General features: G+C 69.9%; 14 protein-coding genes. 7 read left to right on the top strand and 7 right to left on the bottom strand.

Going from position 1 to position 15,271, the window contains the following annotated elements; all coding sequences use genetic code 11:
• Nucleotides 1–400: 400 nt before the first annotated feature.
• Complete coding sequence (locus tag ACOADB_RS03065; RefSeq protein WP_378596449.1) at nt 401–1,099, top strand: tetratricopeptide repeat protein; 699 nt, start codon at nt 401–403, stop codon at nt 1,097–1,099.
• 3 nt (nt 1,100–1,102) lie between these two features.
• Here the strand turns inward: ACOADB_RS03065 and ACOADB_RS03070 are convergent, their stop codons facing one another.
• Nucleotides 1,103–1,756, bottom strand: a complete 654-nt coding sequence (locus ACOADB_RS03070) for a hypothetical protein (RefSeq protein ID WP_378596450.1) — start codon at nt 1,754–1,756, stop codon at nt 1,103–1,105.
• Nucleotides 1,757–1,812: 56 nt separating this feature from the next.
• On the opposite strand from ACOADB_RS03070, the gene ACOADB_RS03075 reads away from it, so the two are divergent.
• Nucleotides 1,813–2,739, top strand: coding sequence for an alpha/beta fold hydrolase (locus ACOADB_RS03075; protein ID WP_378596451.1), 927 nt, complete (start codon nt 1,813–1,815; stop codon nt 2,737–2,739).
• A 194-nt stretch (nt 2,740–2,933) separates the two neighbouring features.
• Complete coding sequence (locus ACOADB_RS03080; RefSeq protein ID WP_056712098.1) at nt 2,934–3,431, top strand: DUF3145 domain-containing protein; 498 nt, start codon at nt 2,934–2,936, stop codon at nt 3,429–3,431.
• Nucleotides 3,432–3,550: 119 nt separating this feature from the next.
• On the opposite strand, the gene ACOADB_RS03085 is transcribed toward ACOADB_RS03080, so the two are convergent.
• The 5 genes from ACOADB_RS03085 to ACOADB_RS03105 form a co-directional block, all read right to left on the bottom strand.
• Nucleotides 3,551–4,801: a beta-ketoacyl-[acyl-carrier-protein] synthase family protein gene (locus ACOADB_RS03085; RefSeq protein WP_378596452.1), complete on the bottom strand. Its 1,251-nt coding sequence runs from the start codon at nt 4,799–4,801 to the stop codon at nt 3,551–3,553.
• Nucleotides 4,802–4,821: 20 nt separating this feature from the next.
• On the bottom strand, nt 4,822–5,067 hold the full coding sequence (locus ACOADB_RS03090) for an acyl carrier protein (RefSeq protein ID WP_056711007.1): 246 nt from the start codon (nt 5,065–5,067) through the stop codon (nt 4,822–4,824).
• A 55-nt stretch (nt 5,068–5,122) separates the two neighbouring features.
• Complete coding sequence (locus ACOADB_RS03095; protein WP_378596453.1) at nt 5,123–6,121, bottom strand: beta-ketoacyl-ACP synthase III; 999 nt, start codon at nt 6,119–6,121, stop codon at nt 5,123–5,125.
• Nucleotides 6,118–7,095 (bottom strand): ACP S-malonyltransferase, encoded by a 978-nt coding sequence (locus tag ACOADB_RS03100; protein ID WP_378596454.1) that lies wholly within the window; start codon nt 7,093–7,095, stop codon nt 6,118–6,120. The genes ACOADB_RS03095 and ACOADB_RS03100 overlap by 4 nt, the downstream gene beginning before the upstream one ends.
• A gap of 106 nt (nt 7,096–7,201) precedes the next feature.
• Nucleotides 7,202–8,383 (bottom strand): PucR family transcriptional regulator, encoded by a 1,182-nt coding sequence (locus ACOADB_RS03105; protein WP_378596455.1) that lies wholly within the window; start codon nt 8,381–8,383, stop codon nt 7,202–7,204.
• A 106-nt stretch (nt 8,384–8,489) separates the two neighbouring features.
• Between ACOADB_RS03105 and ACOADB_RS03110 the strand changes: the two genes are divergently transcribed.
• On the top strand, nt 8,490–9,461 hold the full coding sequence (locus tag ACOADB_RS03110; RefSeq protein ID WP_378596456.1) for an alpha/beta fold hydrolase: 972 nt from the start codon (nt 8,490–8,492) through the stop codon (nt 9,459–9,461).
• 39 nt (nt 9,462–9,500) lie between these two features.
• On the opposite strand, the gene aceE is transcribed toward ACOADB_RS03110, so the two are convergent.
• Complete coding sequence (gene aceE / locus ACOADB_RS03115) at nt 9,501–12,278, bottom strand: pyruvate dehydrogenase (acetyl-transferring), homodimeric type (RefSeq protein WP_378596520.1); 2,778 nt, start codon at nt 12,276–12,278, stop codon at nt 9,501–9,503.
• Between the two features lie 285 nt (nt 12,279–12,563).
• Here aceE and ACOADB_RS03120 point away from each other — a divergent pair, with 285 nt between their 5' ends.
• Genes ACOADB_RS03120 through ACOADB_RS03130 form a run of 3 tightly spaced genes read left to right on the top strand, consistent with a single transcriptional unit; the run spans nt 12,564 to nt 15,083 of the window.
• The gene (locus ACOADB_RS03120) at nt 12,564–12,941 is read left to right on the top strand and encodes a DUF3052 domain-containing protein (protein ID WP_378596521.1); all 378 of its coding nucleotides are present in this window, start codon (nt 12,564–12,566) and stop codon (nt 12,939–12,941) included.
• Between the two features lie 10 nt (nt 12,942–12,951).
• Nucleotides 12,952–14,583, top strand: coding sequence for an AMP-binding protein (locus ACOADB_RS03125; protein ID WP_378596457.1), 1,632 nt, complete (start codon nt 12,952–12,954; stop codon nt 14,581–14,583).
• Nucleotides 14,580–15,083 carry a peroxiredoxin gene (locus ACOADB_RS03130; RefSeq protein WP_378596458.1) on the top strand — a complete coding sequence of 168 codons (504 nt, stop codon included), beginning with the start codon at nt 14,580–14,582 and terminating at the stop codon, nt 15,081–15,083. Before ACOADB_RS03125 ends, ACOADB_RS03130 begins: the two co-directional genes overlap by 4 nt.
• Nucleotides 15,084–15,271 lie beyond the last annotated feature (188 nt).

Genomic DNA, 15,271 nt, shown 5'->3' on the forward strand with positions numbered 1-15,271 from the left:
GAGGCTGTGGGAGAGTAGGACGCCGCCGGACATACATTCAGGTAGAGGCCACCCTCGGGTGGCCTCTACTCTGTTTTGTACCCAACACTTTTCAATAGCGATTCGACACCAGGAGACTGCCGTGGCAGACCAGCGTGGACGGCGCGATGACGCGCCGAAGAAGGGTGGCCCCCGCGAGGGAGGCGCCCCCCGCAAGGGCACCTCGTCCCGTGGAACCAGCGGCGCCCGCAGCGGCGCCGGCTCGGACCGCGCACCCTATGACCGGAGCCCGCAGGGCCGCGGCAAGCCGTCGGATCGCTCGGGCAAGCCCGCTGAGCGTTCGGGCAAGCCGTCGGATCGCACCAGTGGTGGACCGCGTCGTTCGCCCGACCGCACCTCGGTGCCTCGTAACGAGCGCGTCGTGGACCAGGCGACGTACGACGGCCCCCCGTTGCCCGAGGACGTCAACGGGATGGAGCTCGACGCCTCGGTGCGCGCCCACCTCAAGGACCTGCCCGACAAGCTGGGGTCCCGGGTCGCGCGCCACCTCGCTGCTGCCGGCCGGCTGATCGACGACGACCCGGAGACGGCCTACCAGCACGCCCTGGCCGCCAAGGCGCGTGCACCGCGCCTGGCCGTGGTCCGTGAAGCGGTCGGCGAGGCCGCGTACGCGGCGGGTCACTACGCCGAAGCGTTGTCCGAGCTGCGCGCCGCCAAGCGGATGAACGGCGCCACGGCGTACCTCCCGATCATGGCGGACTGCCACCGGGCGCTCGGCAACCCCACGCGCGCACTCGAGCTCGCCAAGAGTCCTTCGGTCGTCAGGTTCGCTGCTCCGGCGAAGGCGGAGATGACGATCGTCGAGGCCGGCGCCCGTCGTGACCTGGGCCAGATGGATGCTGCCCTGCGCACCCTCGAGGTCTCCCCGCTCAACCACAAGGGCCGTGAGGCCTGGGTCGTACGCCTGCGCTACGCCTACGCCGACACCCTCGAGCACGCCGGTCGCCTGAACGAAGCCTTGGCCTGGTTCCACAAGACCAACGCGATCGACGCCGACGAGGACACCGACGCGGCCGACCGTGCCGAGTCGCTCGAGAAGCGCGTCGACCGGGAAGGCTGAGGCCTACTCCGTCGCGGTCCCATCGTCCGTCCCGGTCTCGGCTGGGCGGCCGGTGACCGTGACGATGGCCTGCTGGTGCCCAGCGGGCTGGGTGTCCCACCGGACGTCCTCGCGATAGGCGATGCGGATCCGGTCGATGACGGCCACGACCGGCTCGTCGGAGACGATCTTCAGCACGATCGAGTCGCCACCGACCATCCGGGCGCCCTCGGGATTGACCAGTTCGGCGCAGAACTGTTCGGGCTGCGTGGTGACGCCGACGGTGCCCCGGCGGCACAGGACGGGCGTGACGTCCATGTCGGCGCTCGTGGTGGCGTGCACCTGGACCCCTGAGATGCGCAGCGTCCGTCCGAAGTCATCGGAAGCGCTGAACATGCCGACGTACAGCGGGGTGCCGACCACGCCACTGGCGCTCATCGTCTTGGTGTCCGTCGGCAGGTCCTCGGGTGTGGTGGCATACCAGGCGAACCAGCCGATCAGCATCAGGACAGCGACCGCGACGATCGCAATGCGCCACGTCTTCGACTGGAACGACGGGCGGGGCACACGAGGCGCGCCCAACGAACCGCGTGTCCGCGAGCGCGCCTTCTTGGTCGGTTCGGCCCTGCGTCGTCCCGGGCCCTGCTTCGGAGCCGACTCCGTTCCCCCCACGGTCATGGTCGAACCTTAGGACACCGCCGCCCCGGCGCCGGGGACCTGCCAGACTCCGGTGCATGAGTCTCCGTGGGCGCAGTGCTGTGCAACCGAGGCGGCCGACGCTCGAGGGAAGTGTCGCGGTCCGCGACGGGCGCCGCCTGAGCTTCGCCGAGTACGGCTCTCCGCGCGGCCCGGCCCTGGTGTGGATGCACGGGACCCCGGGCGCCCGGCGCCAGATCCCCATCGATGCACGCAGGTACGCCGCGGAGGCCGGCCTGCGGATCATCGGTATCGACCGTCCGGGGATCGGGTCGTCCTCGCCGTACCTGTATCCGAACCTGTTGGACTGGACCCGGGACCTCGAGCTGCTGCTCGACGCACTGGCCGTGGACAAGGTCCGCGTGATCGGCCTGTCCGGTGGTGGCCCCTACGCGCTGGCCGCAGGCGCTGGCCTGCCCGATCGCGTGGAAGGGGTCGGGGTGCTCGGGGGAGTGGCGCCGACCAGGGGCCCCGATGCTGCTGCGGGCGGCATCATCCAGCTCGCGGTGCACACGGCGCCCCTGCTCGCGGCGACCCGGGTGCCGCTCGGCGTCGCCCTGACCGGCGCGATCCGCGCCGTACGGCCGTTGGCCGGTCCCGGGCTGGACCTGTACGCCGCCGTACAACCGGCGGGGGACAAGACCCTGCTCGGTCGTCCGGAGTTCAAGGCGATGTTCCTGGACGACCTGCTCAACGGCAGCCGCTTCCAGACCTCCGCGCCGATCTCCGACCTGGTCCTGTTCACCCGGGACTGGGGCTTTGCCCTGGCCGACGTCGCGGTTCCGGTGCGCTGGTGGCACGGCGACGACGACCACATCGTGCCGTTCCGGCACGGGCAGCACTGCGTCGACCGGCTCCCGGACGCCACGATGACCACGATCGACGGGGAGAGCCACCTGGGCGGCCTCGGGATCGCGCACCAGGTGCTGGACGAACTGATGGCTCTCGGGCAGGGTTCGGCGTAGGCGAGGACACGCGCTGAAACTCTGGTGTAGCGGCGTCCCATGGGCCACAATGGAGTTCACAACTACACACGCGTCACTCAACTGACCGATTTCATCAGTTCCGAGACAGATCACCTCCGAAGAGAGACCGCTGGGGAAGGCGTAACTCGCGCCGGAGGTAGGGAGTAGTCGAGGAGTTCGTGGTGACCGGAAGCATGAGTGCAACCAGGGGCGTGTTCTACGTCCACTCTGCGCCGTCCGCGCTGTGCCCTCACATCGAATGGGCCGTGGGCGGTGTTCTTGGCGTTGCCGTGAACCCGAACTGGACGCCCCAGTCGGCCCAGTCCGGCAGCTACCGCTGCGAGTTCTCGTGGGCGGGCAAGGCGGGTTCCGCGGCCGAGATGGCCTCCGCGCTGCGCGGCTGGAACCACCTGCGCTTCGAGGTGACCGAGGAGCCGACGCCGTCCACGGAGGGCGCCCGCTACTCCTACACCCCCGACCTCGGCGTCTTCCACGCCGTCACCGGCATCCACGGCGACATCATGATCCCCGAGGACCGGCTCAAGGCCTCCGTCGTGCGCGCAGCGCTCGGCGAGGTGACCCTCGAGAACGAGATCGACAAGCTGCTCGGCAAGCCGTGGGACGACGAGCTCGAGACCTTCCGGCACGCCGGTGAGGGCGCTCCCGTCCGCTGGCTCCACCAGGTCGTCTGAACCACCGACGAGAACCAGATCGACCCGGGTGCTGTGAGCACCCGGGTCGGTGTGGTTTTGCAGTCAGGACCGCCAGAGGGGAGGGCTCCAACGGTCCCGAGTCGAGGGGCCGGCGCCCGTCAGCTCATCGAGCCGAAGAGCACGGCCACGTTGGCGCCGCCGAAGCCGAACGAGTTGTTCAACGCCGCGATGTCGCCGAGCGGGAGGTCCCGAGGCTTCGTCGCGATGTCCAGCTCGACCTTCGGGTCCTGGTTGTCCAGGTTGATCGTCGGCGGAGCCAGCCGGCGGTGCAGCGCCAGCACGGTGGCGACCGCCTCGAGGGCGCCGGCGCCGCCGAGCAGGTGCCCGGTCATCGACTTGGTGCTGGTGACGACCAAGTCGCTCGCGTGCGCACCGATCACGGCGTGCAGCATGAGCGATTCGGCGACGTCACCCTGCGGGGTCGAGGTTGCGTGCGCATTGACGTGAGCGACGTCGGACGGGGAGATGCCCGCGTCCTGGATCGCGAGCCGGATGGCCCGCGCACCGCCGCGACCAGCCGGGTCGGGCTGGGCGATGTCATGGGCATCGGCGGTGATGCCGGTGCCGAGGACCTCGGCGTAGATCCGGGCGCCGCGCGCCTGGGCGTGTTCGAGGGACTCCAGGACCAGCGCCCCGGCGCCCTCACCGAGCACGAACCCGTCGCGCGCGGTGTCGAAGGGCCGGGAGACCGTGGTCGGGTCGCCCGGGTTCTTCGACAGCGCCATCATGTTGGCGAACGCAGCCATCGGCAGCGGGTGGATCGCGGCCTCGGTGCCGCCAGCAATCGCGACGTCGACCCGGCCGAGCCGGATCTGGTCGGCAGCCAGCGAGATCGCTTCGTTGCCCGAGGCGCAGGCGGACACCGGAGTGTTCACCGGCCCGCGGGCGCCGAACTTCAGGCTGACGGTGGCGGCCGGAGCGTTCGCCATCAGCATGGGGACGGCGATCGGGGAGACCCGTCGTACCCCCTTGTCGCGCAGCGCGTCGTAGTTGGAGAGCAGCGTTGTCACGCCGCCGATGCCGGACGCGAAGGCGACGCCGAAGCGGTCGCCGTCCACGTCGCCGGCCTCCATGGCCACGTCCAGCCCTGAGTCGGCCCAGGCCTCGAGCGCCGCCACGAGGGCGAACTGCGAGGACCGGTCCAGACGACGGGCCACGACTCGGTCGAGGACCTCGGACGGGTCGACAGCGACGGGCGCCCCGATGGTGACGGGCAGGCCCTCGGCCAGCTCACCGAGCTGGCGTACCCCTGAACGACCGGCGAGGAAGCCCTCCCAGGTGCTGGCGACGTCGCCACCGAGCGGGTTGGTGGTGCCCAACCCGGTGACGACGACGCGTGTGCGCGACATGGCTCTGTTCACCGTCCGGTTCAGGCCGCGCGGTTGCGCTCGATGAAGGCGACGGCGTCGCCGACGGTCTTGAGGTTCTTGACCTCGTCGTCGGGGATGGTGACGCCGAACTTCTCCTCAGCCTCGACCACGACCTCCACCATCGACAGCGAGTCGACGTCGAGGTCGTCGCTGAAGGACTTGTCGAGCTGCACGTCGTCGGCGGGGATGCCGGCGACCTCGTTGACGATGTCGGCGAGGGCGGCGCGGATCTCTTCGGTGCTCATTTTTTCTCCAGTGCTGATTCGTTGGTTGGTGGTGCTGGTGAACTGTGGGTGTGGCTCAGGGAACGACGACGACCTGGGCGGCGTAGGACAGGCCGGCGCCGAAGGCGATCAGCAGGGCGATGTCGCCAGGACGTGCGTCGCCCTCCTCGATCATCCGCTGCAGGGCCAGCGGGACCGAGGCCGCGGAGGTGTTGCCGGCGTCGATGATGTCGCGCGCGATCCTGACGGTGGGCGGCAGCTTCATGGACCGGGCCATCGCGTCGGTGATCCGGTTGTTGGCCTGGTGGGGGATGAAGCAGTCGAGCTGGTCGACGGTGACGCCGGCGCGGTCGAGCGCCTGCTGCGCCACCTTGGCCATCGCGAACGACGCCCAGCGGAAGACCTCGCTTCCCTTCATCGACAGGTACGGCATCTGGGGCTGGTCCGTGGCGCCGAGGTCACGCAGGTCGGGCGTGCGGATGTGGTCGTAGTGCTCGCCGTCGGAGCCCCAGACCACCGGTCCGATCCCGGGTGTCTCGGAAGGACCGATGACGACCGCACCCGCACCGTCGGCGAAGATGAAGGCCGTGCCGCGGTCGGCCGGGTCGGTGATGTCGGAGAGCTTCTCGACGCCGATGACCAGCGCGTAGCGGGCGCTGCCACCGCGCACCATGTCGTTGGCCAGCGCGACGCCGTGGCAGAAACCGGCGCACGCGGCCGAGATGTCGAAGGCCGCGGCCTGGTCGGTGCCGAGCTCGTGGGCGATCGCCGTCGCAGCGGACGGGGTCTGGAGCAGGTGGCTGATCGTCGCGACGATCACGCAGTCGATCTGGCGGATGTCGATGCCGGAGTGCTCCACCGCCTTGCGGGCTGCACCGACGGCCATCGAGATGACCGTCTCGGAGTCATCGGCGAAGCGGCGTGTGCGGATGCCCGAGCGCTGCTGGATCCACTCGTCGCTGGAGTCGATCGCGTCAACGACCTCGGAGTTCGGCACCAGGCGCGAGGGACGGTAGGCGCCGACGCCCAGGATCGCGGCGTGCGCCGCTCCTGTCTCGACGGTGAGCGCGCTCATGCCGACACGGCTTCCGGGCGCAGGATCGTCGACGGGTCGCCGTGCTGCAGGCAGAAGGCACGCGCCTCGTCGAGCTGTTCGGGGCCGTTCAACGAGAACGTCTCGACGTCGAGGCCGCGGTTGCGGAAGTAGCGCTTCGCGATCCCGGTGAGGGTGCCGGCGGGCGGCATCTCGAGGAAGCCGGTGATGCCGAGGTCGACCATCGACTCGAGGCAGAGGTCCCAGCGCACGGGCCTGGCGATCTGGCCGACGATCCGGTCGAGCACCTCGCGGCCGTCGTGGACCACCGTGCCGTCGGAGTTCGAGAGGAAGCGGGTGCGCGGATCGTGGACCGACACCGACGTGGCCAGCTGGGCGACGTGGTCGACTGCAGGAGCCATGTGCGGGGAGTGGAAGGCACCGGCGACGGGCAGGGGCCGCACGCGTGCGCCCTTGGGGGCGTGGGCAGAGAGCTCTTCGAGCTGCTCGAGCGTTCCGGCTGCAACGATCTGGCCGGGGCCGTTGTCGTTGGCCGCGGTGAGGCCGCACTGCGTGAGCGCGGCCAGCACCTCGTCCCGGTCGCCGCCGAGGACGGCGCTCATGCCGGTCGGCGTGACGGCTGCTGCGTCGGCCATGGCCTGACCGCGCTCGCGGACCAGCACCATGGCCTGCTCGGCAGTGATGACGCCTGCGCCGACCGCCGCGGTGATCTCGCCGACGCTGTGGCCGGAGACGGCACCGAGGCGGCCGAAGGCGTCGGCCGGGTGGGGGTACAGCGCCAGGGACGACACCAGGCCGGAAGCGACCAGCAGCGGCTGCGCGATCTTCGTGTCGCGGATCGTGTCCGCGTCGGCCGCCGTGCCGTAGTGCGCCAGGTCGAGACCGGCGACCGTCGACAGCCAGTTCAGGCGCGACTCGAAGACCGGATCCTCCAGCCAGGGCGTGAGGAAACCGGGAGTCTGGGCCCCTTGTCCGGGAGCGACGATGACGAGCACAGGAACAGCCTGCCTGCCCGACCCACACGCGTGCGCCTGCACGGCCCACGAAACTGCTGCTTCGCTGTTGTGGGACCCCTACAACTTGGACTGGCCGAGCGGGTGCTCAGACGCCCTGGCGGCCGAGCACGAGGGCCAGCTGCAGGACCAGCGCATCGCGCGGGACGGACGGGGTGAGGCCGGTCAGGTCGCCGATCTGGCCGAGCCGGTAGCGCACGGTGTTGGCGTGGACGAACAGCGCGCGGGAGGTCGCCTCGATCCCGCCGCCGTTGGCGAAGTACGCGACCAGGGTCTCGACGAGCTCGCCCCGCGCGTCGTTCAACGGCGCGTAGATGTCGTCGATCGCCTCGAGACGGGCGGACTCGTCGCCGGCAAGGATGCGCTCGGGCAGGAGGTCATGGGCCGACACGGGTCGCGGGGCGTGCGGCCAACCGACAGCCGCCCGCAGCGCGCCCAGGGCGACGCTGGCGGACAGGTGCGCGTGGGACAGGTCGGCCGCGACCGGTCCCACCACGACGGCACCCTCGCCGAACAGGTGGACGACGGAAGCGGCGTCGGTCTCCGGAGCCGTGACGCCACCGAGGATCACCACGAGGAGATGTCCCTGGACCGCACTCAGGGCGTCCAGGCCACCTTCCTTGGCGGCCCGCCGTACGTCCTCGAAGACGCCGGTCTGCTGGCCGGATGCCTCGGCGGGCGCGGTCCCGACGACGACCGCCACCTCGCCCCGTGCCGTCCAGCCGACGGCGCTGGCCCGGGAGAGCACGGACTCGTCGGTCTCGGCGCGCAGGACGGCGTCGACGGCGAGCGCCTCCAGGCGAGCGTCCCAGCGACCGCGGACCTCGGCGGCCCGGGCATAGACCTCGGCGGTCGCGAAGGCGATCTCGCGCCCGTAGCGGAGGATCGCGGCGTGGATCTCCTCGTGGACGTCGGGCTCGACGAGCCGGGCGATGTTGGCCTCGACCTCGTCGATGGTCAGCTTGATCAGGTCGACGGTCTGGTGCAGGTCGACCACGCCGGCCATGGCCCGTGGGGCGACGCCGAACACGTCGATGACGACGTCGTCGTCACCGATGTCGGTCCCGCCGCCCTCGGCGAACCAGTCGACGAAGCTCTTCACACCGGCCTGGACGATCATCCCGACCCAGGACCGGTCCTCGGCGCTCATCTCGCGGAACCAGGGCCGGTCGGCCTCCATGCGCGCGATCGCCGCCGTACCGAGGGACCCGGTCGCTGCCCGCAGCTGCTGGGTCGCATTGGCCCGTGCAGCGGGCCCGGTGGGGGTCATGGACCCAGCCTAGGGCTCGCATTTGTTAACGGGGCCGTCACATCGGTCAGGGCGGCCCCGTGATTGAATCGTGGATCACCTGCAGGGCTGTCGGGGAGGGGGCGCGATGACGGATCAGTCGAAGCACGAGGTCCAGTTCTTCACGCTGCACGGCAAGAGACGCGCATTCGTCAAGGCCGGCGAGGGACCCGTACTTCTCCTGTTGCACGGTCTGGCGTGCGACCACCGCACCTGGCTGCCCGTCATCGACGAACTCGCGAAGAAGTACACGGTGATCGCGCCCGACCTGCTCGGGCACGGCGTCTCGGACAAGCCGCGTGCCGACTACACGCTCGGCGGCTACGCCAACGGGATGCGCGACCTGCTGACGGTGCTGGGCATCGACAAGGTCACCGTCGTCGGCCACAGCTTCGGTGGCGGCGTCGCCATGCAGTTCGCCTACCAGTTCCCCGAGCGGACGCAGCGGATGGTGCTCGTGGCGACCGGCGGGTTGGGCCCCGAGGTCACACCCCTCATCAAGCTCATCCAGGCGCCGGGCTGGTTCCCGGCGATGGGCGTCCTCATGCTCCCCGGCATCCGCCACCTCGAGACGTTGGCGCTCCGGTCGGCGGCGGCGCACGGCGGCGGTCCGCTCCGCAAGTACACCCGCGACCTCGCCGAGGTCGCCGACATCCTCGAGTCGTGGAAGGACCGCCGAACCCGCTTCGCCATCCGGCACCTGGTGCGCGCGGTGATCGACTGGCGTGGCCAGATCGTCACCATGTCCGACCGGGCCTACCTGACCGAGGCCATCCCGATGGCCGTGGTGTGGGGACGTGACGACCAGGTGATCCCGGTGCGGCACGCCAGCAATGCGGCGGCGCTGGCACCCGAGCTGCGGGTCGAGGTGATGGCCGACTCCGGACACTTCCCGCACAAGGACCACCCCGAGCAGTTCGCGCGCATCCTGGACGACTTCATCGCCACCACCGAGCCGGCGACGTACAACCGGGCACGGTTCCGTCGGATGCTCACGTCGGGCATGTCGAAGCGGGTCGCACCGCTGGCGAGCGTGCCGACGGCCGTCACTCCCGCCTGAGGCCTGGCCGGGCGGCGAGCACGCTCGCCGCCCGGCGACTCAGGCGTCGCCGCCCTCCTGGAGGACGCCGGCCACCGACGTCGGGTCCGCGATCTGGTAGCGGTCGAGGGCTTCCTGGACCCGGGCCGGGTCGATCTCTCCGGCGTCGGCCAGCGCGGCCAGCGCCTGGACGACGACCGACTCGGCGTCGATCTGGAAGAACCGCCGCGCGGCCGGCCGGGTGTCGGCGAAGCCGAAGCCGTCGGCACCGAGCACGCGGTAGTCCTCGGGCACCCAGCGGGCGATCTGCAGGGGAACCGCGGTCATGTAGTCCGACACCGCGACCACGGGACCCTGGCCACCGCTCAGCGCCTCGGTGACGTACGACGTCCGATGGGCCTCCTGCGGGTGCAGCAGGTTCCACTTGTCGGTCGCGATCCCGTCACGGGCGAGCTCGTTCCACGACGTGACGGACCAGGTCTCGGCCTGGATGCCCCAGTCGTCGGCGAGGATCCGGCGGGCGTCGTCGATCCACGGGAAGCCGACGCCCGACGCGAGCAGGCGGACCCGGGGTCCTTCCGCGGCCGCGTCCGGTGCCGAGACGCGGTAGAGCCCCTTGAGCAGGGCCGCGACGTCGAGGTCAGCGGGCTCGGCCGGCTGCGGCACCGGCTCGTTGTAGACGGTGACGTAGTAGATGACGTCCTCGCCGCGGGGGTGCTCCTCGCTGGCGCCGTACATCCGCTCCAGACCGGCACGCATGACGTGGCCGACCTCGTAGGCGAACGCCGGGTCGTAGTGCACGACGGCCGGGTTGGTCGCAGCGAGCAGCGGCGAGTGGCCGTCGGCGTGCTGCAGGCCCTCGCCGGTCAGCGTCGTACGGCCGGCGGTCGCGCCGATCAGGAAGCCGCGGGCCAGCTGGTCGGCCATGGCCCAGATCGAGTCGCCGGTGCGCTGGAACCCGAACATCGAGTAGAAGATGTAGAACGGGATCATCGGCTCGCCGTGGGTGGAGTACGCCGAGCCGGCTGCTGTTGCGGACGCCATGGCGCCGGCCTCGGAGATGCCCTCGTGGAGCATCTGGCCCTGCGGCGACATCTTGTACTGGAGCAGCATGTTGCGGTCGACGGACTCGTAGGTCTGGCCGTGCGGGTCGTAGACCTTGGCCGACGGGAACATGGCGTCCATGCCGAAGGTGCGGTACTCGTCGGGCGCGATCGGGACGATCCGCTGGCCGATGCCCGGGTCCTTCATCCAGTCCTTGAGCAACCGGACCGCGGCCATCGTCGTGGCGACCTTGTTCTTGCCGGCACCCTTCTTGAGCTCGGCGTAGACCGAGTCGCCGGGGAGGGTCAGCAGCTTGGACCGGTCCTCGCGCTTCGGCACCGATCCGCCGAGCTGGCGGCGACGCTCGAGCATGTACTCGATCTCGGGTGAGCCGGCGCCGGGGTGGAAGAACGGCGCACCGCCGGTGGCCTCGTACGACGTCTCGAGGTCGCGGTCGCTGATCGGCAGGTAGAGCCGGTCGCGGAACTTCTTGAGGTCGTCCTTGGTCAGCTTCTTCATCTGGTGGGTGGCGTTCTTTCCCTCCAGCGAATCGATCGTCCAGCCCTTGACGGTGTGGGCGAGGATCACGGTCGGCTGGCCGACGTGCTTCGAAGCGGCGTCGAACGCGGCGTACACCTTGCGGTAGTCGTGGCCGCCGCGCGGCAGCTTCTCGATCTGCCGGTCGCTCATGTGCTCGACCATGGCGCGCAGTCGCGGGTCGGGCCCGAAGAAGTGCTCGCGGTTGTAGGCACCGCTCTCGACCGAGAAGGTCTGGAACGCGCCGTCGGGGGTGGAGTTCATCTGGTTGACCAGCACGCCGTCGACGTCGCGGGCGAGCAGGTCGTCCCACTCGCGGCCCCACACGACCTTGATGACGTTCCAGCCCGCGCCGCGGAAGTTGGCCTCGAGCTCCTGGATGATCTTGCCGTTGCCCGTGACCGGACCATCGAGCTGCTGCAGGTTGCAGTTGATGACCCAGGTGAGGTTGTCGAGCTCCTCGCGGGCCGCGATCCGGATCGCGCCGAGCGACTCGGGCTCGGCCATCTCGCCGTCGCCCAGGAACGCCCACACGTGCTGGTCGCTGGTGTCGCGGATGCCGCGGTTCTGCAGGTAGCGGTTGAACCGTGCCTGGTAGATCGAGTTGATGCCGGTCAGGCCCATGGAGACCGTCGGGAACTCCCAGAAGTCCGACATCAGTCGAGGGTGCGGGTACGACGGCAGGCCGGCGCCCTTGCCGTGCTGGACCTCCTGGCGGAACCGGTAGAGCTGTTCCTCGGTCAGGCGTCCCTCGAGGAAGGCGCGGGCGTAGATGCCGGGGGAGGCGTGGCCCTGGATGAAGAGCTGGTCGGCGCCGCCGGCGCCCTTGATCGCGGGCGCGTCCTTGCCGCGGAAGAAGTGGTTGAAGCCGACCTCGTAGAGGCTGGCGCTGGACTGGTAGGTCGCGATGTGGCCGCCGACCTCGAGGCCCTTGCGGTTCGCGCTCGAGACCATGACCGCGGCGTTCCACCGGATGAAGGCCCGGATGCGGCGCTCGACCTCTTCGTCACCGGGGAACCACGGCTCGCGCTCCGGCGGGATCGTGTTGATGTAGTCGGTGCTGCGCAGTGCCGGGACCCCGACCTTCGCCTCACGTGCGCGTTCCAGCAGTCGCAGCATCACGTAGCGGGCGCGTTCGCGGCCGCGTTCGTCGATCAGCGAGTTGAAGGACTCGATCCAGTCCTTGGTCTCGTCCGGGTCGATGTCGGGCAGCTGGGTCGGCAGGCCTTCATGGATGACGGTGGGCGACGTGATCACGCGGTCGGCGGGGGTGGTGCCGGACGGCGTGGCGTCGGAGGTGTCAGAGGTCACGGACCCCATCGTGGCACCTATCAGGTGCCCAGAAAATCTACCCAGGAGTAGTGGTCATTGAGTCCGTTCAGTGGCGCAGGGTTGCGCCGCGGTACCTGACTCCGCTGGACTGTTCCCCAACCCGCGCGATGCGGGACCTTCGTCGTACCCCTTGAACTGCCCAAACCTGGAGGACTCACCGTGACTTCGACCGCCGCCGGCGGCACCACCCCGACCGGACCCGCAGAGCGTATGGGTCTCAATCCGGGGATGGTGGTTCAGGAACTCGGCTGGGACAACGACACCGACGACGCGCTACGCCTTGCGCTCGAGGACGCCATCGACGGCGACCTGGTCGACGGCGACTACGGCAACGTGGTGGACGCCGTGCTGCTGTGGTGGCGCAACGACGACGGTGACCTCGTCGACGGCCTCGTCGATGCGCTGACCGACCTCGTCGGTGGCGGCGTGATCTGGCTGTTGACCCCGAAGATCGGTCGTCCGGGCGCCGTCGACGCCGCTGACATCGCCGAGGCAGCGCCGATCGCCGGGCTGTCCCAGACGACGGCTGCGACCGTCAGCAAGGACTGGGGCGCGACCCGCCTCGTCGCTCCCAAGACGATCGCCTGACAATAGCTACATGCACAAGCTCTCGACGCGCATCAAGAGCGCCCGCGTCAGCCTGAAGATCCTCACCGATTCAGGCATCGTGCGGCCCTACTCGCCGTTGGTCCTCGCAGGCATGGCCAACGCCCTGCGCCAGTGGAGCACGACACCCGCGGGCGGCTTCAAGACGATCGCGCTCCGCAGGCCCCACGAGACGGCGATCATCGACGAGCTCGGTGCGCTCACGTGGCTGGAGGTGCAGACGCGCACCAACGCACTGGCCTACGGCCTGCGGGAGCGTGGCGTGAAGGCCGGTGACGGCGTGGCCGTCATGTGCCGCAACCACCGCGGATTCATCGAGGCCTCGATCGCGGTCAGCAAGCTCGGTGCCGACGTGCTCTACCTCAACACCGCCTTCGCCGGACCCCAGCTGGCCGACGTGCTCGCACGGGAGAAGCCGCGGGTCGTCATCCACGACGAGGAGTTCACCGCGCTGCTCGCCGGGGCCGACATCGAGGACAGCGTCCTCGCCTGGACCGACAGCGAGCCCGGCGCCGACAGCCTCGAGGGCCTCATCGCCGCGTCGACCGCCGCTGGCAGGACCGCCGACCTGACGCCCTCGGGCCGCAGCGGCCGCACGATCATCCTGACCTCGGGCACGACCGGCACCCCCAAGGGCGCGCCGCGGCCGCAGGGAGGCATCCCTGCCGCTGTCTCGATCCTGTCCCGGATGCCCCTGCGCAGCGGCTGGAAGTGCCACGTCGCCGCGCCCCTGTTCCACACCTGGGGCTTCGCGCACTACCAGCTCGCGATGATGCTCGGCACCACGCTCGTGCTGACCCGCAAGTTCGACCCCGAGGGCGCCCTGAAGGTGCTGCACGACGAGGACTGCGACTCCTTCGCGGTCATCCCCGTGATGCTGCAGCGGATCCTCGCGCTTCCTGAGGCGACCCTCGACCAATACCCGCTCCCCAACCTCAAGGCCGTCGCGTCCTCGGGCTCCGCCCTGCCCGGCGACCTGCCGACGGAGTGGATGGACCGGTACGGCGACAACCTGTACTCCATCTACGGCTCGACCGAGATCGCCTGGGCCTCGATCGCCTCGCCCCAGGACCTGCGCGAGGCCCCCGGCTGTGCCGGCCGTCTGCCGCACGCCACCGTCGTCAGGATCCTCGACGCCGACGGCAACGAGGTCCCCACCGGTCAGTCCGGGCGGATCTTCGTCGGCAACGACCTGCAGATCGAGGGCTACACCGGCGGCGGCGGCAAGGAGATCATCGGTGGCCTGATGTCGTCGGGTGACGTCGGTCGCTTCGACGCCGACGGTCGCCTCTACGTCGAGGGCCGCGACGACGAGATGATCGTCTCCGGCGGCGAGAACGTCTTCCCCAAGGAGGTCGAGGACTGCCTGGCAGCCCACGACCGCGTGGCCGAGGTCGCAGCGATCGGTGTGGACGACCCCGAGTTCGGCAAGCGCCTGCGTGCCTTCGTGGTCCGGGTGCCCGGCAGCGAGCCGGTCACCGAGCCCGAGCTCAAGGACCTCGTCAAGGCCAACCTCGCCCGCTACAAGGTCCCGCGCGAGATCGTGTTCCTCGACGAGCTGCCCCGCAACGCCACCGGCAAGGTGCTGAAGCGGGAGTTGGCCGCGCACGAGTCCCAGGAGTGAGGCCCTCGGCGGGCGGCTCTCCCAGCGCCGCGGAGGGCATCGCGCTCGGTGGCCTCGCCCCCGACTTCACGCTGCGCGACCAGTTCGGCCAGGACATCTCCCTGGCGTCGTACCGCGGGAAGAAGGCGGTGGCGCTGGTCTTCTACCCGTACGCCTTCAGCGGCGTGTGCACGGGGGAGATGGGCGGCATCCGGGCCCGGCTCGACGAGTTCCTCACCTTCGACACCGAGATCCTCGCGATCTCGTGTGACCCGGTCTACGCGCTGCGCGCGTTCAGTGACGCCGACGGCCTGAACTTCGGCCTGCTGAGCGACTTCTGGCCCCACGGCGAGGTCGCCCGGGCCTACGGCGTCCTCGACGAGGCGTCCGGGTGCCCGCAGCGGTCGTCGTACGTCGTCGACAAGGACGGGCGCCTGGCCTGGGCCGTCCATCACCGCAAGCCGGACGCCCGCAACCTCGACGACCTGCTCCTCGCGCTGCGCAGCGCCGCGGGGGAGTAGGCCATCGGGATGATTCGTCTAGTCATTTCGGATCATTTTCAACGAAATTGGCCGCGAGTGGTTGGAACAGGCGGGAACGGCCGTTAGAGTTCATCTTGTTGAACCGCTGGAGACCCGAGACTCCGGCGGTTCAGCTCATTTTTGCGCGAGCCGCGTCTTCGCCGAAGGTGCGGGCGAGCAAGCTCGCC

Origin of the sequence: Nocardioides sp. CPCC 206348, assembly GCF_048654705.1 — a bacterium.
Classification (GTDB): domain Bacteria; phylum Actinomycetota; class Actinomycetes; order Propionibacteriales; family Nocardioidaceae; genus Nocardioides.

Bases quoted from the DNA above. Each gene is read 5' to 3' on its own strand.
- ACOADB_RS03085 (WP_378596452.1), bottom strand. From the start codon at position 4,801: ATGTCGCGCACACGCGTCGTCGTCACCGGGTTGGGCACCACCAACCCG.
- ACOADB_RS03090 (WP_056711007.1), bottom strand. From the start codon at position 5,067: ATGAGCACCGAAGAGATCCGCGCCGCCCTCGCCGACATCGTCAACGAG.
- ACOADB_RS03095 (WP_378596453.1), bottom strand. From the start codon at position 6,121: ATGAGCGCGCTCACCGTCGAGACAGGAGCGGCGCACGCCGCGATCCTG.
- ACOADB_RS03110 (WP_378596456.1), top strand. From the start codon at position 8,490: ATGACGGATCAGTCGAAGCACGAGGTCCAGTTCTTCACGCTGCACGGC.
- ACOADB_RS03125 (WP_378596457.1), top strand. From the start codon at position 12,952: ATGCACAAGCTCTCGACGCGCATCAAGAGCGCCCGCGTCAGCCTGAAG.
- ACOADB_RS03120 (WP_378596521.1), top strand. From the start codon at position 12,564: ATGGGTCTCAATCCGGGGATGGTGGTTCAGGAACTCGGCTGGGACAAC.
- ACOADB_RS03080 (WP_056712098.1), top strand. From the start codon at position 2,934: ATGAGTGCAACCAGGGGCGTGTTCTACGTCCACTCTGCGCCGTCCGCG.
- ACOADB_RS03075 (WP_378596451.1), top strand. From the start codon at position 1,813: ATGAGTCTCCGTGGGCGCAGTGCTGTGCAACCGAGGCGGCCGACGCTC.
- ACOADB_RS03070 (WP_378596450.1), bottom strand. From the start codon at position 1,756: ATGACCGTGGGGGGAACGGAGTCGGCTCCGAAGCAGGGCCCGGGACGA.
- ACOADB_RS03105 (WP_378596455.1), bottom strand. From the start codon at position 8,383: ATGACCCCCACCGGGCCCGCTGCACGGGCCAATGCGACCCAGCAGCTG.